Source organism: Streptomyces sp. NPDC048650, assembly GCF_043199095.1.
Classification (GTDB): Bacteria; Actinomycetota; Actinomycetes; order Streptomycetales; family Streptomycetaceae; genus Streptomyces.
In genome coordinates this window covers 211,291-231,554 of record NZ_JBICVM010000002.1, presented here as the reverse complement: position 1 = coordinate 231,554, position 20,264 = coordinate 211,291, and the positions used below count along the sequence as shown (strand labels likewise).

The following is a 20,264-nucleotide window of genomic DNA, read 5'->3' as shown; positions in this document are numbered from 1 at the left end:
CCATCCGGTCGGGCGCATCGTTACGCTCCCCGGTCATGGAGCTGATCCAGAAAACCCCGGACATCGCCGCATGCTTGGCGGCCGACGACGTCATCGATCATGAGCACCCGCTGGTCCGTGAGACCACGGCCATGCTGCGCTCCCGCGTCGCGGATGCATACTCATACGTGGATGCATCCGCATACGCCAAGGCCGCCTATGAATTCGTCCGCGACACCATCCCGCACAGCTATGACTCGGGCGATGCGCGCGTCACCTGGCGCGCCTCGGACGTCCTCGCGCGGCGCACCGGCATCTGCCATGCCAAGTCGCACGCGCTGGCCGCCCTCCTGCGCGCGGAAGGCATCCCCACCGCGCTCTGCTACCAGAAGCTGGACGTGGTCCACGGGCTCGTCGCCGTCCGGCTCCCCGGTGCGGACCGCTGGGCGCGGCAGGACCCTCGGGGCAACAAGCCCGGCGTCGACGCGCAGTTCCGCACCGACCGCGAGCAGTTGGCCTGGCCGGTCCGGCCCGAGTGCAATGAACTGGACTATCCAGTCCTGTTTGCTGAACCACACCCGGCCGTGCTCCAATGCCTGAAGGAGGCGGTCGACCGGCCGCACCTCTCGCAGATTCTGCCCACCGAACTCTGAGGCGGCATCCCGATGACCCGTCCCCTGCACGTTTCCGACGAGGTACGCGCCCTCGCCCCCGACTTCCGCCACCTCGCCATCGAGGCGCACGGCCTGACCAACGGCCCCAGCGACGCGGCGAGTTCGGCGCTCCTGGACGAGGCCGCCCGGCGCCTGGCCGCCCGCCTCGACGGCCGCGCCCCGCAGGACGATCCGCACATCGCCGCCTGGCGCGCGGCCTACACCGCCTTCGGCACCAAGCCCTCGCGGACCCGCAACTCCGCCGAAGCGCTCGCCAAGCGCGCCCTCGCGGACGGCGGACTGCCCCGGATCAACCGCCTGGTCGACCTCTACAACGCCGTGAGCGTCGCCCACCTCGTCCCCGTCGGTGGTGAGGACCTGGACCGGATCCAGGGCGGGATGCGGCTCGTACGGGCCGCGGGTGACGAACCGTTCGTGACCGCGGCGGGCGGCGTCGAGGTCATCGAGCACCCCGAGCCCGGTGAGGTCGTGTGGTGCGACGACCGGGGCGTCACCTGCCGCCGCTGGAACTGGCGCCAGGGTGTCCGCACCCGCCTCACCGAGGACTCGGTCAGCGCGCTGTTCCTGCTGGAGCGGATGGCCCCGATGACGCTCGACGAGCTGACGACGGCCGGCGCCGAGCTGGCCGAGGCGCTGCAGAAGGCGTGCCCGGACGCCCGGATCGAGATCGGTGACGTCCGGTCGCAGTGACCGGCCGGGGCCGACCGGCCCCGGCCCCGTCGCTGAGGGCGGACGCCCGCGGCGCTACCGCCCGGCGCGCCGGGCGGTAGCGCCGCCGCGCCGTTACGCGCCGGGCGCCGCCGGGGCCGTACCGCCCAGATGGGCCGGCATCCACCAGGTGTCCTCGGCGTCCCTCGGGCGCACGGGATAGGCGCGCTGGGCCGCCTCCAGCAGGTCCTGGACGCGGGCCCGCAGCCGGTCGGTGATCTTTTCGGCCTGTTCGGCGGGGTCGGCGGTCACCGGCTCGCCGACCCGGATGGTGATCGGGAAGTGGTTACGGCCCAGGTCGCGCTTGTGGCCCTTCGTCCACAGGCGCTGGGTGCCCCACAGAGCCAGCGGGACCAGCGGGACACCGGCCTCCTGGGCGAGGCGCGCCGCACCCGACTTGAAGGTCTTGAGGGTGAAGGACTCCGAGATGGTCGCCTCGGGGAAGACGCCGATGACCTCCCCGGACCGCAGGGCGCTCAGCGCGTGCTTGTAGGCGTGCATGCCCTGGGCGCGGTCGACCGGTATGTGCTTCATCGCCCGCATCAGCGGCCCCGACACCTTGTGCCGGAAGACCGACTCCTTCGCCATGAAGCGCACCAGCCGCTTCGCCGGCAGCGCCGCCAGACCGGCGAAGATGAAGTCGAGATACCCGATGTGATTGCTCACCAGCACCGCACCGCCCTGGCGCGGAATGTTCTCCGCCCCGGCGATGTCGAACTTGAGGTCGAGTGCCTTGAAAACGGTGCGGGCGGCGCCGATCACCGGTGGGTAGACGAGCTCGGCCATGTCGGGGGACCCCTTCTCTGTGCCTGGGGAGGGTTCTCCCGGCGAAGACTGTGTACAGCTGCAACCTACGCAGCCGTAACTGAGCGGCTTTCGGGAGATCGTGCCCGATGACGGGCCTGGCGGCCAGCGTGCGCGCCTCCGGGGCCGCGAGATTCTTGTCACGTGATCCGGCTCAGCGGGTCGCTCTCCGCAGGAGAAGGTACATCTCGCAGCCGAGGCAGTACCCGAAGGCGGCATTCAGAAACGCGGCCGCGAGTGCGCAGCCGGTGGCCGCGGTGCCCAGCCACTGCGGCCCCAGGACGTAGCCGGCCAGCCCCACGGCGGCGAAGAACAGGCCGACGCCCTGCGCGAACCGCGGCGGCGCAGCGGCCTCGAACTCGGTCGGCGGGGCCAGGCGTGGGCGTACCGCCACCTTGAACAGCCAGGCGTAGGGGGAGCGCTGGACCCCGGCCACCGCCCCGACGGCGAAGACCAGGGTCTGGAGGACCAGCAGCGGGCCGCTCCCGGTGATCAGTACGGCTGCCAGGACCACGGAGGTGAGCGCCGCACCGAACCGCGGGCCCCGTGCGTCGATCGTGTTGGGGGACATGGCTCCACCCTCCCGCAGAAAGACCGGTGTCCGGTGCCGGGAATCTTTGCGGTCTCGTGAATGCTGCATGCTGAGATGACTGGATTCGTGGTGTGCATCGCAGTACTCGCGGCGGCGAGCGCCTTCGGTGTGTGGCACCGACGCCGCAATGGGAGGCCGACCGTGCGAGGGCGCGACGAGGGGAAGCGGCTGGGCGCCGCCGAGATCGGCGCGGAGTTGGGGGCGCGGGCCACGCTCGTGCAGTTCTCCAGCGCCTTCTGCCAGCCCTGCCGGGCCACCCGGCGGACGCTGGCGGAGGTCGCGGAGATCGTGGACGGCGTGGCACATGTGGAGATCGACGCCGAGGCCCGCCTGGAGCTGGTGCGGAGCCTCAACATCCTGCGCACCCCCACCGTGCTGGTGCTGGACGCGGACGGCGCGATCGTGCGCCGCGCGGCGGGCCAGCCCCGGAAGGCCGATGTCATCGCCGCACTGGGCGCGGCCGTCCGTGATTGATCTCCCAGATGCCGGGCGCCACTTGACGGTGCGGGCCGAGCATCGTCACTCTGACGTGATGCGGCCAGGACCCCTTCTGTACGGACGCGCGCACGTGGACCTTCTGCGGACCGCCAGCGCCTGCTGTCCCAGCGTGTGAGCAGCGACGACACCACCGCTGCCGGCAGCCGCGCGGCTGCCGTCGGCTCTGCCACCGCTCGTACACCACAGAAGGACAACTCCATGACGGCCTCGCCCGACCTCGGCACGCCTCGCACCGCCACGCCCGAACTGCTGCGCTCCGTCTTCCGGCAGCACGCCGCCGGCGTCGCGGTGATCACCGCGCACGGCTCCCGTCCCGTCGGCTTCACCGCCACCTCCCTGACCTCCGTCGCCGCGGAACCCCCGCTGCTCTCGTTCGGTATCGGCACCGGCGCCTCCAGCTGGCCCGCCGTCGCGGCGGCCGAGCACATCGGCGTCCACATACTCGGCGAGCACCAGCAGGAGCTCGCGGCCACCTTCGCCCGCAGCGGCGCGGACCGCTTCGGCCCCGGAACCTCCTGGCGCACCGGCCCCGAGGGCGTGCCCCTCCTGGACGGTGTGCTGGCGTGGCTGGTGTGCAGGGTGGTGGCCAAGGTCCCGGCCGGCGACCACCGCCTCGTGCTCGCCCAGCCGGTCGTCGGCGACCCCGCCGGCCCCGGCCGTCCGCTCCTCTACCACCAGGGCCGCTTCAACGCGCTGCGGGACTGACGGGTTCCCGTACGGCTTCGTCATCATCCGGTCAGGGCCGTTGGCAACGTCACATTTCAACGGCCTTGATTCGGGGCACCAGACTGTATGTACTGGCGAGTAATATGAGGGTCGGCGCGGGGATCCGTATCCGACCCGGAGCCGCCCCAACAGGCGCCTATGCTGCCAGCACAAGGCAGTTCTGAAGAGACGAAGCAGGTAGGAGAGCCGGCGTGAGCTTGAGGATCGTTGTCTGTGTGAAGTACGTGCCCGACGCCACCGGCGACCGGCACTTCGCCGAGGACCTGACCGTCGACCGCGACGACGTGGACGGTCTGCTCTCGGAGCTCGACGAGTACGCCGTCGAGCAGGCCCTGCAGATCAAGGAAGCCGCCGACGACGCGGAGATCACGGTCCTGACCGTCGGCCCCGAGGACGCCAACGACGCCCTGCGCAAGGCGCTGTCGATGGGCGCCGACAAGGGTGTCCACGTCGAGGACGACGACCTGCACGGCACCGACGCGCTGGGCACCTCGCTCGTGCTCGCCAAGGCCATCGAGAAGACCGGCTACGACCTGGTCGTCTGCGGTATGGCCTCCACCGACGGCACGATGGGTGTGCTGCCCGCGCTCCTCGCCGAGCGGCTCGACGTCCCGCAGGTGACCCAGCTCTCCGAGGTCGCGGTGGCCGACGGCAAGGTGACCGGTCGCCGTGACGGCGACACCGCCAGCGAGCAGCTGGAGGCCGCGCTGCCGGCCGTCGTCTCCGTCACCGACCAGTCGGGCGAGGCGCGTTACCCCTCCTTCAAGGGCATCATGGCCGCCAAGAAGAAGCCGGTGGAGTCCCTGGACCTGGAGGACCTGGAGATCGAGGCGGACGAGGTCGGTCTCGAAGGCGCCTGGACCAAGGTCGAGGACGCCTCCGAGCGCCCGGCGCGCACGGCGGGCACCATCGTCAAGGACGAGGGCGAGGGCGGCAAGCAGCTCGCCGAGTTCCTCGCGGGCCAGAAGTTCATCTGAGCCGCGCCGTCACGCCAACCGCCGTCATTCTTCCCGCAGGAGAGCAATCCCATGGCTGAAGTTCTTGTCTACGTCGACCACGTGGACGGTGCCGTCCGCAAGCCCACCCTCGAGCTGCTCACCCTCGCCCGCCGCATCGGCGAGCCGGTGGCCGTCCACCTCGGTGCGAACGCCGAGGAGGCCGCGAAGGTCCTCGCCGAGCACGGCGCCGTGAAGGTGCTGGCCGCCGACGCGCCCGAGTTCGCCGAGTACCTCGTCGCCCCCAAGGTCGACGCGCTGCAGGCCGCCTACGACGCGGTCTCGCCGGCCGCCGTGCTGCTGCCGTCCTCCGCCGAGGGCAAGGAGATCGCGGCCCGCCTGGCGCTGCGCATCGGCTCCGGCATCATCACCGACGCCGTCGACGTCGAGGCCGGCGACGAGGGCCCGGTGGCCACCCAGTCCGTCTTCGCGGCGTCCTTCACCACCAAGTCCCGGATCAGCAAGGGCACCCCGGTCATCACCGTCAAGCCCAACTCCGCCGCCCCGGAGGCCGCGCCGGCCGCCGGCACGGTCGAGCAGCTCACGGTGACCGTCGCGGACTCCTCCAAGGGCACCAAGATCGTCTCGCGTACCCCGCGCGAGTCGACCGGCCGCCCGGACCTGACCGAGGCCGCGATCGTGGTTTCCGGTGGTCGCGGCGTCAACGGCGCCGAGAACTTCCCGGTCATCGAGGCGCTCGCCGACTCGCTCGGTGCGGCCGTCGGCGCCTCGCGTGCCGCCGTGGACGCGGGCTGGTACCCGCACACCAACCAGGTCGGCCAGACCGGTAAGTCCGTTTCGCCGCAGCTGTACATCGCGGCGGGCATCTCCGGCGCGATCCAGCACCGCGCCGGCATGCAGACCTCGAAGACCATCGTCGCCATCAACAAGGACTCCGAGGCGCCGATCTTCGATCTGGTCGACTACGGCGTGGTCGGCGACCTCTTCGACGTCGTCCCGGCGCTCACCGACGAGGTCAAGACCCGCAAGGGCTGAGCCCGTCGGTCCCGCCGCGCCCGTCCCGCGGCAGGGCCACGAGGCCCCGTACGCGTGCCGCGTACGGGGCCTCGGCCGTTCTCGGCGCCTCCCGGTCAGTCGCCCGTCGCGCCGTCGATCCGCTCGCGCAGCAGATCCGCGTGACCGTTGTGGCGCGCGTACTCCTCGATGAGGTGGACGTACGCCCAGCGCAGGTTCAGTGTGCGGCCGCGGGGTGCCAGGAAGGTCTCGTCCAGGCTGCGGCCCTTGACCGCCGCGTCGACGGTCTCGATCTCGGCGCGGAAGGTGGCGAAGTCCGTCTCCGCCCCGGCGGGGTCGGCGTCGTCGAAGTCGGCGTCCTCGTTCCGTTCGAGGTCGTAGAGATCCTCGAGCCGCTCACCGGCGAAGCGCTCGCGGAACCAGGAGCGCTCGACCAGTGTCATGTGGCGCACCAGGCCGAGCAGGGTGAGGGTGGAGGGCGGGGTGCTCGCCTCGACGAGCTGCTCCGGAGTGAGTCCGGTGCACTTGCCGAGCAGTGTGTCGCGGTGCCAGTCGAGCCAGCCCTGCAGCATGTCCCGTTCGCCGGCGGCGGTGGGCATCTCCCGGCGGGTGATCTGTGGTGCGGTCCAAGTCATGGGGGAATTCTGGCGTGGGCGGCGCCGCGGTGCCACAGGGTTATGGGAGCCGCGTGGGCCCGTGACCTGCGTCGGCGCCGGCGGGGGTGTTGACCTCGATACCCACCCCCGATAACTTCACTATACGGATTATTGATTCCGTTAAGCGGAAAGTGCTCGACCGTTGAGGTCGGGCTCACATATCGGGAGGGCAACGAATGGGGCAGCAGGAGACCGCGGCGACGAGCCTCGCGCACACCGTACGCGAGGAGATCGGCGCTTCCCTCGCCGCGGTGGACGCCGATCTGGCACGGCGCTACCCAGGCGACCCCGGCACCCGCCAGCCCGTCCACACGGTCTACGTCCCCGGCGACGCCTTCGCCGCCGACACCCTGCGCTCCTGGGGCGACCAGGCGCTCGCCGCCCTCGACGCGCACGCCCCGGACGCCGACGCACTCGCCGCCGTCCTCGGCATCCCCGACGAGCTCGCCGGCGACGTCCACGAGCGGGTGCGCGCGAAGCTGGAGCGCGAGCCGATCGAGGACCTGCGCATCGACTTCGAGGACGGCTACGGCCCCCGCCCGGACGCCGAGGAGGACGCGGCCGCCGCCCGCGCCGCCGCCCTCGTCGCCGCCGCCTACCAGGACGGCACGGCCGCGCCGTACATGGGCATCCGGATGAAGTGCATGGAGGCCGCCGTCCGCGACCGCGGCATCCGCACCCTGGACATCTTCCTCACCGGCCTGATGGAGGCCGGCGGACTGCCCGACGGCCTGGTCCTCACACTGCCCAAGGTGACCTATGCCGAGCAGGTCACCGCCATGGTCCGGCTGCTGGAGAGCTTCGAGAGGACCCGCGGCCTGGAGAGCGGCCGGATCGGCTTCGAGATCCAGATCGAGACCACCCAGTCGATCCTGGGGGCCGACGGCCGTGCCACCGTCGCCAGGATGATCGAGGCCGCCGAAGGGCGCGCCACCTCTCTGCACTACGGCACCTTCGACTACAGCGCCTCCTGCGGCGTCAGTGCCGCCCACCAGTCGCTCGACCACCCGGTGGCCGACCACGCCAAGGCCGTGATGCAGGTGGCCGCCGCGGGCACCGGAGTGCGCCTCTCGGACGGCTCGACCAACGTCCTCCCGGTCGGTTCCACGGACCGCGTGCACGACGCCTGGCGGCTGCACCACGGCCTCGTCCGGCGCTCGCTGGCCCGCGCCTACTACCAGGGCTGGGACATGCACCCCGCGCACCTCCCGACCCGCTACGCCGCGGTCTACGCCTTCTACCGCGAGGGCCTGGAGCAGGCCGCGGCCCGGCTCGCGGCGTATGTCGCCAAGGCCGGCGGCGACGTCATGGACGAGCCCGCGACCGCGAAGGCGCTCAGCGGCTACCTGCTGCGCGGCCTGGACTGCGGCGCCGTCGACACCGCCGAGGTCGCCCGACTGACCGGCCTGACCCGCGCCGACCTCGACGCCCTCGCGGGCCGCCCGGCGAAGACCGCCTGACCCGCGTCGCACGCCACGGGAGCGTTCCGGCCACACCGGCCGGAACGCTCCCGCTCGGCTTCCGCCCGCCGCCGCGAACTCCCGGCCGCGGGGACCGGTCAGCTGCCGTCCGGCCGGATCTCCCCCGTACCGCGGGCTATCAGGCGGGTGGGCACGACCACCTGCCGTGGCGGCTCGTCGATGCCGTCCAGGCGACGGAAGAGCAGCCCGGCGGCGGTCCGACCCAGCCGCGCCGCGTCCTGGGCGACGACGGTGATCGCGGGCCGTATGAGATCGGCCAGCTCGAAGTCGTCGAAGCCGACCAGGGCGACCGGGCGCGGGCGTTCGCCCAGCACGCGCACCGCGGTGACGGTGACCCGGTTGTTGCCCGCGAACAGCGCGGTGACCGGCTCGGGGGCGTCCAGCATGGCGGTGGCCGCGGCACGCACCCGCTCGGGGGCGGTGGAGCCCAGCGCCACCCAGGACTCGTCGACCGGCAGCCCGGCGGCGGCCATCGCGGTGCGGTAGCCGCGCAGCCGCTCCTTCGCGGTGTGGATCCGCGGCTGGTCACCGATGAAGCCGATCCGGCGGTGGCCGTGCGCGATGAGATGGGCGACCGCGTCCCGGGATCCGCCGAAGCTGTCGGAGAGCACCGCATCCGCGTCGATCCTGCCCGCCGGGCGGTCCACGAAGACCGTCGCGATGCCGGCCGCGATCTCCGGCTCCAGATAGCGGTGGTCGTCACCGGCCGGGATCACGACCAGCCCGTCCACCCGCCGCGCGCACAGCGCGAGCACCAACTCCTGCTCCCGCGCCGGGTCCTCGGCGCTGGAGCCGTTGATCAGCAGCGCGCCGTGGTCGCGGGCGACCTCTTCCACGGCGCGGTTGAGGGGCCCGTAGAAGGGGTCGGCGAGATCCTCCAGGACCAGGCCGATGCTGGCCGTCCGGCCCTTGCGCAGGACGCGGGCGGAGTCGTTGCGGCGGAACCCCAGGGCGGTGATGGCCTCCTGGACCCGTCGCTCGGTGTCCGGTGTGACCCCCGGTTCGCCGTTGACCACGCGGGAGACCGTCTTGAGGCCGACCCCGGCACGTGCCGCGACATCCTTCATCGTGGGCCGGGTGCCGTAGCGACGGGAGGTGCCCCGGGCGGTGTCGGTCACGGTGCGCGGTCCTGATTCTCTGGGGGGCGGTGGGTGCCGACGAGCATAGCCTCTGGACAACGTTGTCAGCTGCGGGAAGACTGGCGTTCTCACGCCCGGCCGACCTCCCCCTTGGCCCCGGTCCCACCAGGAGATTCGACACCGATGCAGACCGACCTCAGCGCAGCGCTCGACATTGGCGGCACCAAGATCGCCGGTGCTCTGGTGGACGGGCGCGGCAGGCTGATCGTACGGGCCGCCCGGCCCACCCCCGCCGACCAGGACGGGGCGACCGTCATGCGCGCGGTCGCCGAGGTGGTCCGGGAGCTGGCGGCGGGGCCCGAGTGGGCGCGGGTGGCGGCCGTGGGCATCGGCAGCGCGGGCCCGGTGGACGCCTCGGCGGGCACCGTCAGCCCCGTCAACATCCCCGGCTGGCGCGACTTCCCGCTGGTCGCCGGGGTGCGGGCGCTGGTCGGAGAGCGGCCGGTGGTGCTGGTCGGCGACGGTGTCGCGATGACCGCGGCCGAGCACTGGCAGGGCGCCGCGCGCGGGCACGCCAACGCCCTGTGCATGGTGGTCTCCACCGGAGTCGGCGGCGGACTCGTCCTGGACGGCCGCCTGCACACGGGCCCCACCGGCAACGCCGGACACATCGGCCACATCAGCGTCGACCTCGACGGCGATCCCTGCCCGTGCGGCGCCCGCGGCTGCGTCGAACGCATCGCCAGCGGACCGAACATCGCCCGCCGGGCGCTTGCCGACGGCTGGCTGCCGGGCCACGGTGACACCAGCGCCGCCGCCGTCGCCGCTTCGGCGCGCGCCGGAGACCCCGTCGCCGTACGGTCCTTCGAGCGTGCCGCCCAAGCGCTGGCCGCCGGGATCGCCGCCACCGCGACGCTGGTCGAGATCGACATCGCGGTCATCGGCGGGGGAGTGGCGGGCGCCGGGGACGTCCTGTTCGTCCCGTTGCGCAAGGCCCTGCGCGACTATGCGACGCTGTCGTTCGTCAGGGGCCTGACGGTCGTGCCCGCCCAAACGGGAACGGACGCCGGGGTGGTGGGTGCCGCCGCGGCCGCCGCGCAACAGTCCCGTCTCGATGCCTTCGTTCCCCTGCCCTGAAGCCACCACCCGCCCCCGCGCGCCCCTTAGTCTGTTGGCGACCGCGCCGGGCGCCGCGAGACATGCGGCGGACGGGCAGACGCACGGGTATCGAGGGGATCGGCGACGATGACACCGGGGGAGCGTGAGCTGCGCGGACCGGACGAACCGGGGGAGCCCAGCGGGGCGAGCGGCGAGGCGGCCGCGGCGCCGCCCGGCAACGGCGCATCCGGCCATGGAGCGCCCGGCGGCGCCGCATCCGCGGACGGCACGCCGGGCAACGGAGCCGACGGAGCGCCGGCCGCGGCCGCGAAGAGCGGCCCCCGGCGCGGCACGGACGCGGATCTGACCGGCCGGCTGCTCGGCGGCCGCTACCGCGTCACCGGCCGGCTCGGCCGCGGCGGCATGGGCGTGGTCTGCCGGGCCGTCGACGAGGTGCTGGGCCGCGAGGTCGCCGTCAAGGTCCTGCGCGCGTACACCGACGCCTCCGCCCCGGAGCTCGCCGATCTGCGCACCCGCATGCAGCGCGAGGCGCGGGCCGCCGCTCGTATCCGGCACTCCGGCGTGGTCACCGTCCATGACGTCATCGACGAGGACGGCCGCCCCGTCATCGTGATGGAACTGGTCGACGGACCTTCCCTGGACGACGCCATCCAGCAGCAGGGCGGCCTCGACCCCCGGGAGATGGCCCGCATCGGCGCCCAGGTGATGGACGCCCTGGACGCCGCCCACCAGGTGGGAGTCCTGCACCGCGACGTGAAGCCCGGCAACGTGCTGCTGGATCGCACCGGCCGGGTGGTGCTCACCGACTTCGGTATCGCCAGCATCGAGGCCCCGGGCGACGGCGCCACCACCAACATCACCCGCAGCGGCGAGCTGGTCGGCTCGCTCGACTACCTGCCGCCCGAGCGGGCCCAGGGCCAGGACCCCACCCCCGCCTCGGACATCTGGTCGCTGGGGATGACGCTGTACGCGGCCGTCGAGGGCAGCGGCGCGCCGTTCCGCCGGACGTCGGTCTGGTCCACGCTCACCGCGATCGTCACCGAGCCGCTCCCGGAGCCGCAGCGGGCCGGGCCGCTCACGCCCGTACTGCACGCCCTGATGGCCAAGAACCCTGCCGACCGGCCGTCCGCCGCCCAGGCGCGGAGCATGCTGAAGGCGGTGGCCGACGGGCAGGAACCGGGGACGGTGCCGACGCCCGGTGCGCCGCACCTGCCGACCGCGACGGACATCCGGGCGGTCCCACCGCCCCCTCCGCCCCAGGACTTCGGGCCGGCGGCGGCCGGCCAGGGCGGCGCCGCCCCCGTCGGAGCGGCCAACGCCGGTTCCCCGCCCGCCAGTTGGCTGGCCGGGGGCCCGGGTGCGGCGAACGCCGCCGCACCCCCCGGTGCGCACGACGTTCCCACGTCCGCCTCCGCCATCGGCCCCGGCTTCGACCCGCCCGGGGTGGTGAGCGGCCCGGCCGTCGGCAGCACGGGTACCCAACCGCATCTGGCGAACCCGTCGCAGGCGGACACCGAGCGGCTGCCCGCCCGGCGTCGCCGCCGGGTGCTGCTCACCGTGGCGGCCGTGCTCGCGGTGCTCGCCACCGGTGGCGGCGTGACCTACGCACTGGTCGGCGGCGGGCCGAGCGACACCGTCGCGGGCGGCGGGCGGCAGTCGGCGGCACCGGCCGGGAAGCCGGGCCCGGCCGCCGACCCGAGCCCGGCCGGCAGCGAGGACGCCGGCAAGGGCGAGGGCAAGGGTGAGAGCAAGGGCAAGGGGAAGGGCGAGAGCGAGGGGAAGGGCGCGGGCAAGGGCGGAGATCCGTCGGCGCCGGCCTCCGAGGACCCCTCCGGCGGCCCGACCAGGACTCCCGAGCCCGGTGCCGCGGGCGGGAGTTCGGGCGATCAGACCGCCGGCGGGGCCACCGGGGGCGGTGGCGGCGGCACCGACGGTGGCGGCGGCACCTCCGGGACGTCCGGTGGCGGCGGTGGCGGTGGCCACACCTCGGGGCCGGCGTGCACGGCCGCCGGCGGCGGCAAGGCCAACTGCGACGTCTGGCGCACCGCCACCTCGTACACCGCCTCCTTCCAGCAGGCCGGCACGCTCAACATGGGCACCAACTACTTCTACTGCCAGGCGAAGCTGGGCCGCCGCGAGACGTACGGGAAGTGGACGAACGTCTGGTGGGCGAAGACCGATGACGACAGCGGGAACACCGGGGTCTACGTCAGCGTCGTCTACCTCACGGGCGGCGAGAACGACCAGCCGGTGCCGGGGCTGCCCACCTGCTGATGCCCTTCGGGCGGTGCTTCAGCTCCGGTCGACGGAGATGCGGTAGACGGTGGTGCCGTGGGCCGGGACGGTCGCCGAGACGGTGCCGGTGGTGCGGGAGTCGCGGTGCTGCCACAGGTCGCGCAGGACGTAGCCGTCCGCCTGGGGCAGGCCGGCGTCCCGGGCGCTGGTGGTGATCTGCTGAGGTCGGTCGGTCTCGTTGAAGAGGGCGACCGCGCGGTCACCGTCGGCGAGCTCCTTGACCAGCGTCCAGCGCCCGGAGTCGGAGTGCAGCACGGTGGCCTGTTTGCCCAGCGCGTCCTGGTCGAGGGCGATCACGTCCTTGTTGTCGAGGATCGTGAAGGTCTCCTCCGTCGCCTTGCGCAGATCGGAGCCGATCAGCAGCGGGGCCGACATCATCGACCAGAGGGAGAAGTGGCTGCGGTATTCGGTGTCCGTCATACCGCCGTTGCCGACCTCCAGCATGTCCGGATCGTTCCAGTGGCCGGGGCCCGCGTACGGGGCCAGGGGCAGATTCTGCTTGACGATCCCGAGCATGCTCGACCAGCTGTCGTTGATGTCCCCCGTGGTCCGCCACAGATGCCCTACGTCCGATGCCCACTCCCAGGGCTTGTTCTCGCCCCATTCGCAGATGCTGTAGACGATGGGGCGCCCGGTGGCCTTGAGCGCGTCCCGCATCGTGCGGTAGCGCTGTTCGGCGTCCGTCCCTTGGTTGTTGCAGTTGTCGTACTTGAGGTAGTCCACGCCCCAGTCCGCGAACTGCTGCGCGTCGGACGCCTCGTGTCCGAGGCCGCCCGGGAACCCGTTGTCGTTGCAGGTCTTGGTACCCGCGCTGGTGTAGATGCCGAACTTCAGCCCCTTGGCGTGGACGTGGTCCGCGACGGCCTTGATGCCGTGGGGGAAGCGCTGGGGGTCCGGCACGAGCTTGCCGTTCGCGTCCCGCTCGGGCAGCGCCCAGCAGTCGTCGAGATTGACGTACCGGTAGCCCGCGTCTTTGAGGCCCTTGGTGACGAAGAGGTCGGCGATGCGCTCGACCATCTCCTCGTTGAACTCCGCGCGGCAGTTGGTGGAGTTCCAGTTGTTGAAGCCCATCGGGGGCGTTTTGGCGAGCCCGTCGGGGAGCCGCGGGGCGGGCGTGTCGGCCGCGGCCGGCGGGGCACCCAGCGCCGCCGCACAGAGCAGCGCGGCGGACAGCGCTCCGACGATTCTTCCGTGACCGTGACCGTGACCGTGACTGCTGCCGTGACCTCGGCTGTGCCGGTGGGTGGTGCGGATGTCGTGCATGCGCATGGTTCGCGTCCTCCGTCTTCGGGCGGGTGGGGGGTGTGCGAGCGTCATGTATCCGTCACTGGCGAGCCCTTACGGTAGAGCTTGTTGGAGTATGTTGAAAGAGGGTGGTGTGGGTTGCTCGGTTTCCCTCAACTCTCCGAGGAGAGGCCAAGGTTCGGGGGTGCGGTCCCCTCATCGACGTTCGTTTCTGTTTGGTTCCTTACTCGGCCACCGAAGCGGTTCCCGACGCCGAAAGCGAAGGTCGGGCGCCTCCTCCGACGGGTCCGAAGCGAGGCGGAGCGGCCGGGCGTCTCCTGGCACCACTCGCCCGTGCCGACGGCTCGTTCACCTCTTCCGCCGCCGTACGAAGGGACCGCGGAATACGGGCATTCACCGGCGCCGCCACTTCCTCGCATCGCGGTATTTCCCTCGAGCGGCAACGAACTCCCGTCACTTCGATCCCCGGCAATCCGCGTGGCCGGTTCTCCGCCGACCCCACCTGCTCTCCTCACCGACTCCCGTCCTCCGTGCACTCCGCGCGCCGCGGTGAATCCCGCTTCCGCAGGGGAATTTCCTCGCCGACCTACCGGGACGGGGCGGGGAAGGCATGGCGCAACAGGCGGAGGGAGGTGACGAGAACCGGCCGCGGGCCGCTCGATGGGCCGCCGTCATATGCGCCAGGGGCCGCTGTCCAGGTGAGGGTTTCGGTACTGGAGGGGCGGGGGAGCGCTTGTTTGCCGGGGGCTTCGCGGCGGGGGATGCGGTGACCGGCATCCGCCTTCCCGAGCGTTTCCGTGGCAGGGTGTTGCGGGCAACTCACCTGGGTCTAGGGAAGAGGGGAAACCGTGATCGTCTGGCTGAACGGCACGTTCGGTGCGGGCAAGACCACTGCGGCTCAAGAATTGCTCGACCTGCTTCCCGGAAGCACGCTCTACGACCCCGAACTTCTCGGCAGCGGACTGCGGTTGATGCTGCCGGCCAAACGGTTCGAGGAGATCGACGACTATCAGGACCTGCCGGCCTGGCGGCGGATGGTCGTGGACACCGCGGCGGCGCTGCTCACCGAAGTGCCGGGCCCGCTGGTGACGCCGATGACGCTGCTGCGCCAGGAATACCGCGATGAGATCTTCGGCTCCCTCGCAGCCCGCCGGATTCCCGTGCGGCATGTTCTGCTGCATGCGGAGGAAACGATCCTGCGCGAGCGCATAGCCCAGCGCACGGAGCCGGGGAACGTCCCCGAGGCCGACGCGTCCGTACGCCACTGGTGTCTGGAGCACCTCGGCCCGTACGCCCGTGCGCTGAACTGGATCGAAGGTGACGCGCACGTCGTCGACACCACTCGGCTCACCCCCCGGCAGACCGCCGAACGGGTCGCCGAGGCGGTCCGCACCGGAGCCGGCGCCTGCGACATCGTGCAGACCCCGGAGCCCAGCGCCGAGACTCTCGCGGCCGGGGTGCTGCTCTTCGACGACCAGGACCGGGTGCTGCTCGTCGACCCGACCTACAAGCCCGGCTGGGAATTCCCCGGCGGCGTCGTCGAACCGGGCGAGGCGCCCGCACACGCCGGAGTGCGCGAGGTCGCCGAGGAATTGGGCCTCCAGCTGTCCCGCGCGCTCCGGCTGCTGGTGGTGGACTGGGAGGCGCCCAAGCCGCCGGGGTTCGGCGGTATGCGGCTGCTCTTCGACGGCGGCACGCTCACCGACGAACGGATACGGCAACTGCTGCTGCCCGGCGCCGAGCTGCGCGACTGGCGCTTCGCCACCGAGGCCGAGGCCGAGACGATGCTGCCGCCGGTGCGCTGGAACCGGCTGCGCTGGGCGCTGCGCGCCCGTGAGCGCGGCCGTCCGCTCCACCTGGAGGCGGGCGTCCCGATGGGCTGAGGGTCACGAGCGGAGCGCCGCCGGCGGGCGGCGCCCCCTCGTCTCAGGCCCCTCGTCTCAGGCCCCCTCGCCTCGGGCCCGGTCGTCTCAGGCCCGGCCCGCCGCGTACTTCTGCAGGAACAGCGCCTCGGCCAGCGACAGCCGCTCCAGCTCCTGAGGCGAGACGCTCTCGTTGACCGCGTGGATCTGGGCCTCCGGCTCGCTCAGCCCGATCAGCAGGATCTCCGCCTCCGGGTAGAGCCCGGCCAGGGCGTTGCACAGCGGGATCGAGCCGCCCATGCCGGAGGTCTGCATCTCCTGACCGTCGTACGCCTCCCGCATCGCCGCGGCCATCGACGCGTACGCCGGGCTGCCGGTGTCCGCCCGGAACGGCTGACCCTGGCCGATCTGCTCGACCGAGACCCGTGCACCCCACGGAGCGGCGCCCTCCAGATGTGCGGCGAGCAGCTTCGTCGCCTCCACCGCGTCCGTGCCCGGCGGCACCCGGAGGCTCACCAGCGCCCGCGCGCCCGCATGGACGGACGGGGTGGCGCCGATCACCGGCGGGCAGTCGATGCCGAGAACGGTGACGGCGGGACGCGCCCAGACCCGGTCCGCGACCGTGCCGTTGCCGATCAGCCCGACGCCGTCCAGGACCCTTGCGTCCTTGCGGAAGTCCTCCTCCGGGTACTGCAGGCCCTCCCAGCTCGCGTCCGAGGCCAGCCCCTGGACGGTCGTCGAGCCGTCCTCGGCGCGCAGCGAGTCCAGGATCCGGATCAGCGCGGCCAGCGCGTCCGGGGCCGCGCCGCCGAACTGGCCGGAGTGCAGGTTGCCTTCCAGCGCGTCGACCCGCACCCGTACCAGCGTCATCCCGCGCAGCGTGGCGGTCACCGTCGGCAGCCCCACCCGGAAGTTGCCCGTGTCGCCGATGACGATGGCGTCGGCGGCCAGCAGCTCCGGGTGCGCCTCGGCGTACCGCTCCAGGCCACCCGTGCCCTGCTCCTCGGAACCCTCCACGATCACCTTGACGTTGACCGGCAGGCCGCCGTGCTCCTTCAGGGCGCGCAGCGCCGTCAGATGCATGACCAGGCCGCCCTTGCAGTCCGCGGCGCCGCGCCCGTACCAGCGTCCGTCGCGCTCGGTCAGCTCGAACGGCGGCGAGACCCAGGCGGTCTCGTCCAGCGGCGGCTGCACGTCGTAGTGCGCATACAGCAGCACCGTCGGCGCGCCGGCCGGACCGGGCAGGAAGCCGTACACGGACTGGCTGCCGTCCGGGGTGTCGAGGAGGGCCACGTCCTGGAACCCGTCCGCCCGCAGTGCGTCGACGATCCAGTTCGCGGCCGCCTCGCACTCGCTCTTGGGGAACTGCGCCGGGTCCGCGACCGACTTGAAGGCCACCAGCTCGGCCAGTTCGGTGAGGGCACGGGACTGTAGCGCGGCGACCGTGCGCGCGAGCGGGCTGTCAGACATGGAACGCTCCTTGTGGGCGCGACGTGGTGTACGCGGTCCGTCCGTCCTTGTGAGCCGGACGGGCCGGACGTACGGGGATGAGTGCTCCCGATCTTCCCACAGGCGGTTCGCGGAACGACGGCCCGTAGGATGCGGGCGGTACCGCAACCAGGCATCGAACGGGAGCGAACGCACAGGTGAGCAGCGAGCACGCAGCCGAGGACAACCAGCAGGTGTGGGACGTCGTGGTGGTGGGTGCGGGACCCGCGGGCGCCGCGGCCGCGCACGCCGCGGCCTGTACGGGACGCCGGGTGCTGCTCCTGGAGAAGGCGGAACTGCCGCGGTACAAAACCTGCGGCGGCGGCATCATCGGCCCCTCACGGGATTCCCTGCCGCCCGGCTTCGACCTGCCGCTGCGCGACCGGGTGCACGCGGTGACGTTCTCGATGAACGGCAAACTGACCCGCACCCGCCGTTCCAAGCACATGCTCTTCGGGCTCATCAACCGCCCCGAGTTCGACGCCGGACTGGTCGAGTCGGCCAAGGACGCGGGCGCCCGGGTCCGTACGGGCGTCACCGTCTCGCGGGTGGAACAACACGGCGCCGAGGTGCCCGACCGCCGGACCGTCGCGGTGGTGCTGGGCGACGGCGAAGTGGTGCTGGCGCGGGCCGTGGTCGGCGCCGACGGCAGCGCGGGCCGGATAGGCGCCCATGTCGGGGTCAAGGTGGAGCAGGTCGACCTCGGCCTGGAGGCGGAGATCCCGGTGCCGGAGACGGTCGCCGAGGACTGGGCGGGTCGGGTGCTCATCGACTGGGGCCCGATGCCCGGCAGCTATGGCTGGGTCTTCCCCAAGGGGGACACCCTCACCGTCGGCGTGATCTCCGCACGCGGCGAGGGCTCGGCGACCAAGCGCTACCTGGAGGACTTCATCGGCCGGCTGGGGCTGGCGGGCTTCGAGCCGAGCATCTCCTCCGGGCATCTGACGCGTTGTCGCGCCGACGACTCCCCGCTGTCCCGCGGCCGGGTGCTGGTGTGCGGCGACGCGGCGGGGCTCCTCGAGCCGTGGACCCGCGAGGGAATCTCGTTCGCGCTGCGCTCGGGCCGACTGGCGGGGGAGTGGGCGGTGCGGGTCTCCGAGGCCCACGACGCGGTGGACGCCCGTCGCCAGGCCCTCAACTACGCCTTCGCCATCAAGGCGGGACTGGGCGTGGAAATGGGCGTGGGGCGGCAGATGCTCAAGGCCTTCTCACGGCGTCCGGGCATGTTCCACGCGGTGATCACGGGCTTCCGGCCGGCCTGGAACGCCTTCGCGAAGATCACTCGCGGGACGACGACGCTGGGGGAGCTGGTGCGTACACATCCGATGGCGCGGCGGGCCCTGGAAGCGTTCGACCGGGGGTGATCCCGGCGCCGGGCGGGTGAGGTGGCAGGCGGGGGGCTTTCGGTCCGCCGGGCGCCCGCTGTTCGGCCGCCGTCGGCCAATCGGTCCGGCCGACCGGTCCGGCCGACCAACCCCGGACGGGCGGTGCCCGGGCCGTTGGCGTGCTCCGATCCCGTGCTCCGTTCCCGCGCTCCGATGCCGTGGTCGATTGCCGCCGCCCGTAGCCGCACGTGGCGTACGTGGCGTCCGTGCCGCCCGTCCGTTGCCGTGGTTCGGGTGCCGCCGTCCGTGGCCGTCAGCCGTCGTCGGGCTCAGCTTTCGGTGATGCGGAAGACGGGGTGTCGGGCGGCCGCCGCCAGGATCTCCTCGTCGGTGGAGTCGGCGGTGATGTCCCCGAAGTAGGACTTCACCTCCCAGCCCCAGCGCCGGAGATAGGCGCGCAGCAGCGCCGGCGTCTCGGCGGGCGGCAGCTCGACGGCGGTGAACGGGCGGGTGCGGCGGCCGACGCGGAGTTCGCCACCGCCCGCCGCGCGCATGTTGCGTACCCATTCGGAATGGCCGCGCGCCGAGACCAGGTAGCGGCTGCCCTGGTAGGTCATCGGATTCACCGGGACGCGCCGCCATGTGCCGCTCTTGCGGCCTCGCACGGAGAGATCCGCCGAGCCGGCGAGGCTGATGCCGCGACGGGCGAGCCAGCCGATCACGCCGTTGAGGCGGACGGCGAGCGGATTCGGCTTGAGGTAGTGCGAGTGCGACATGGGTGACCTCCGAGTTGCGGCGTCGTCGGCTGTGCGGTCGCCGACCGCTCCGTGAGCGCCTGTCCATAACGAGAGCACTGCTCTCACTTGTGAGCAGTGTGCATCAGAAGGTGAAGCTCTCGCAAGCGCACTGCTCTCTTTTTGCTCTACTGCTCTTGAATTCGTGCGGCGCTCCTCTCTGTACTCACCGATCTGACTTTGGTGCACTGCTCCCACAAGTGGCAGACTGCCGCCATGACTGCGATCCGAGGGGCCAGGGAACGGGCCCGTAGCGAAATCACCACGGCCATCAAGGACGAGGCCCGCAGACAGCTCGCCGAAGAGGGCGCCGTCAAGCTCTCGCTGCGCGCGGTGGCCCGCGAACTCGGCATGGTCTCCTCGGCGCTCTACCGCTACTTCCCCAGCCGCGACGATCTTCTGACCGCGCTGATCGTCGATGCCTACAACGCCGTCGGCCAAGCGGCCGAAGACGCGCGCGACGCCCTGACCGGGGCCGCCGCCAAGCGTCCCGCCGCCCGCTGGACCGCCGTGTGCACCGCCGCACGCACCTGGGCGCTGGACCACCCGCACGAGTACGCGCTGATCTACGGCTCCCCGGTGCCCGGCTACACCGCCCCCCGCACCACCGCCGGACCCGCCGCCCGGGTCGGCCTCGCGCTCATCGGCGTCGTCCGCGAGGCGCACGCCGCCGGCGCGCTGAGGGAACCCGCCGAACCCCTGCCCGACGCGGTGATCGGCGATGCCCTCGCGCTCGGTGCGGAATTGGGGGTGGAGCTCCCGGGCGCGGTGCTGGCGCGGATCGTCGGGGCCTGGGCCCAGTTGTTCGGCCTGGTGAGCTTCGAGGTGTTCGGCCAGTTCAACCGGGTCGTCGAGGCCCGTGACGCATTCTTCGAGCAGTCCGTCCTCCAGCTGGCCCGCGGCGTCGGCCTGACCACTCCTCACTAGGAGATGTCGCGCAGGCCCCGCCCGGTCACTACTCCCCGGGGA

Annotated in this window: 19 protein-coding genes and 1 pseudogene; 13 read left to right on the top strand and 7 right to left on the bottom strand. The window is 72.3% G+C overall.

The genetic code is table 11. The annotated features are described in order from the left end of the window. The first annotated feature begins 35 nt into the window (after positions 1 to 35). Both ACGFML_RS06815 and ACGFML_RS06810 read left to right on the top strand, forming a co-directional pair. Positions 36 to 632 (top strand): transglutaminase family protein, encoded by a 597-nt coding sequence (locus ACGFML_RS06815; RefSeq protein WP_393540809.1) that lies wholly within the window; start codon positions 36 to 38, stop codon positions 630 to 632. A 12-nt stretch (positions 633 to 644) separates the two neighbouring features. Continuing rightward, positions 645 to 1,343, top strand: coding sequence for a B3/4 domain-containing protein (locus tag ACGFML_RS06810; protein ID WP_393540808.1), 699 nt, complete (start codon positions 645 to 647; stop codon positions 1,341 to 1,343). A gap of 93 nt (positions 1,344 to 1,436) precedes the next feature. On the opposite strand, the gene ACGFML_RS06805 is transcribed toward ACGFML_RS06810, so the two are convergent. Both ACGFML_RS06805 and ACGFML_RS06800 read right to left on the bottom strand, forming a co-directional pair. Continuing rightward, positions 1,437 to 2,147, bottom strand: a complete 711-nt coding sequence (locus ACGFML_RS06805; RefSeq protein ID WP_393540806.1) for a lysophospholipid acyltransferase family protein — start codon at positions 2,145 to 2,147, stop codon at positions 1,437 to 1,439. A gap of 172 nt (positions 2,148 to 2,319) precedes the next feature. Continuing rightward, the gene (locus ACGFML_RS06800; protein WP_393540804.1) at positions 2,320 to 2,736 is read right to left on the bottom strand and encodes a DUF4395 domain-containing protein; all 417 of its coding nucleotides are present in this window, start codon (positions 2,734 to 2,736) and stop codon (positions 2,320 to 2,322) included. A gap of 75 nt (positions 2,737 to 2,811) precedes the next feature. Here ACGFML_RS06800 and ACGFML_RS06795 point away from each other — a divergent pair, with 75 nt between their 5' ends. From ACGFML_RS06795 to ACGFML_RS06775, 5 genes are all read left to right on the top strand, one after another. Then, positions 2,812 to 3,231: a TlpA family protein disulfide reductase gene (locus ACGFML_RS06795; protein WP_393540802.1), complete on the top strand. Its 420-nt coding sequence runs from the start codon at positions 2,812 to 2,814 to the stop codon at positions 3,229 to 3,231. Further along, entirely contained in the window at positions 3,194 to 3,370 is a 177-nt protein-coding gene (locus tag ACGFML_RS06790; protein ID WP_393540801.1) for a putative leader peptide, read from the top strand. The genes ACGFML_RS06795 and ACGFML_RS06790 overlap by 38 nt, the downstream gene beginning before the upstream one ends. 83 nt (positions 3,371 to 3,453) lie before the next feature. Further along, positions 3,454 to 3,960, top strand: a complete 507-nt coding sequence (locus tag ACGFML_RS06785; protein WP_393541665.1) for a flavin reductase family protein — start codon at positions 3,454 to 3,456, stop codon at positions 3,958 to 3,960. A gap of 212 nt (positions 3,961 to 4,172) precedes the next feature. Further along, positions 4,173 to 4,958 (top strand): electron transfer flavoprotein subunit beta/FixA family protein, encoded by a 786-nt coding sequence (locus tag ACGFML_RS06780; RefSeq protein WP_393540799.1) that lies wholly within the window; start codon positions 4,173 to 4,175, stop codon positions 4,956 to 4,958. A 51-nt stretch (positions 4,959 to 5,009) separates the two neighbouring features. Continuing rightward, positions 5,010 to 5,972, top strand: a complete 963-nt coding sequence (locus tag ACGFML_RS06775) for an electron transfer flavoprotein subunit alpha/FixB family protein (RefSeq protein WP_393540797.1) — start codon at positions 5,010 to 5,012, stop codon at positions 5,970 to 5,972. Between the two features lie 95 nt (positions 5,973 to 6,067). Here ACGFML_RS06775 and ACGFML_RS06770 read toward each other — a convergent pair whose 3' ends face one another. After that, positions 6,068 to 6,586, bottom strand: a complete 519-nt coding sequence (locus ACGFML_RS06770; protein WP_393540795.1) for a DinB family protein — start codon at positions 6,584 to 6,586, stop codon at positions 6,068 to 6,070. A gap of 197 nt (positions 6,587 to 6,783) precedes the next feature. Here ACGFML_RS06770 and ACGFML_RS06765 point away from each other — a divergent pair, with 197 nt between their 5' ends. Next, positions 6,784 to 8,067 (top strand): DUF6986 family protein, encoded by a 1,284-nt coding sequence (locus ACGFML_RS06765; RefSeq protein ID WP_393540794.1) that lies wholly within the window; start codon positions 6,784 to 6,786, stop codon positions 8,065 to 8,067. A 98-nt stretch (positions 8,068 to 8,165) separates the two neighbouring features. On the opposite strand, the gene ACGFML_RS06760 is transcribed toward ACGFML_RS06765, so the two are convergent. Next, a complete protein-coding gene (locus ACGFML_RS06760) occupies positions 8,166 to 9,206 on the bottom strand; it encodes a LacI family DNA-binding transcriptional regulator (protein WP_393540792.1) in 1,041 nt (346 codons plus the stop codon). Positions 9,207 to 9,350: 144 nt separating this feature from the next. Between ACGFML_RS06760 and ACGFML_RS06755 the strand changes: the two genes are divergently transcribed. Together ACGFML_RS06755 and ACGFML_RS06750 are read left to right on the top strand one after the other, a co-directional pair. Next, on the top strand, positions 9,351 to 10,304 hold the full coding sequence (locus ACGFML_RS06755) for an ROK family protein (RefSeq protein WP_393540790.1): 954 nt from the start codon (positions 9,351 to 9,353) through the stop codon (positions 10,302 to 10,304). Between the two features lie 108 nt (positions 10,305 to 10,412). Continuing rightward, positions 10,413 to 12,560, top strand: coding sequence for a serine/threonine-protein kinase (locus ACGFML_RS06750; RefSeq protein ID WP_393540788.1), 2,148 nt, complete (start codon positions 10,413 to 10,415; stop codon positions 12,558 to 12,560). Between the two features lie 24 nt (positions 12,561 to 12,584). Here ACGFML_RS06750 and ACGFML_RS06745 read toward each other — a convergent pair. Next, positions 12,585 to 13,766 (bottom strand): annotated as a pseudogene (locus ACGFML_RS06745) (glycoside hydrolase family 27 protein); the annotation flags it as partial. A gap of 908 nt (positions 13,767 to 14,674) precedes the next feature. On the opposite strand from ACGFML_RS06745, the gene ACGFML_RS06740 reads away from it, so the two are divergent. Further along, positions 14,675 to 15,709, top strand: coding sequence for an NUDIX domain-containing protein (locus ACGFML_RS06740; RefSeq protein WP_393540786.1), 1,035 nt, complete (start codon positions 14,675 to 14,677; stop codon positions 15,707 to 15,709). An 87-nt stretch (positions 15,710 to 15,796) separates the two neighbouring features. Here ACGFML_RS06740 and ACGFML_RS06735 read toward each other — a convergent pair whose 3' ends face one another. After that, a complete protein-coding gene (locus ACGFML_RS06735; RefSeq protein ID WP_393540784.1) occupies positions 15,797 to 17,158 on the bottom strand; it encodes a dipeptidase in 1,362 nt (453 codons plus the stop codon). 176 nt (positions 17,159 to 17,334) lie between these two features. On the opposite strand from ACGFML_RS06735, the gene ACGFML_RS06730 reads away from it, so the two are divergent. Further along, the gene (locus ACGFML_RS06730) at positions 17,335 to 18,540 is read left to right on the top strand and encodes a geranylgeranyl reductase family protein (protein ID WP_393540782.1); all 1,206 of its coding nucleotides are present in this window, start codon (positions 17,335 to 17,337) and stop codon (positions 18,538 to 18,540) included. Positions 18,541 to 18,830: 290 nt separating this feature from the next. On the opposite strand, the gene ACGFML_RS06725 is transcribed toward ACGFML_RS06730, so the two are convergent. Further along, a complete protein-coding gene (locus tag ACGFML_RS06725) occupies positions 18,831 to 19,277 on the bottom strand; it encodes a nitroreductase family deazaflavin-dependent oxidoreductase (protein ID WP_393540780.1) in 447 nt (148 codons plus the stop codon). Between the two features lie 234 nt (positions 19,278 to 19,511). Here ACGFML_RS06725 and ACGFML_RS06720 point away from each other — a divergent pair, with 234 nt between their 5' ends. Beyond that, positions 19,512 to 20,222, top strand: coding sequence for a TetR/AcrR family transcriptional regulator (locus tag ACGFML_RS06720; protein WP_393540778.1), 711 nt, complete (start codon positions 19,512 to 19,514; stop codon positions 20,220 to 20,222). The last annotated feature ends 42 nt before the right edge of the window (positions 20,223 to 20,264 follow it).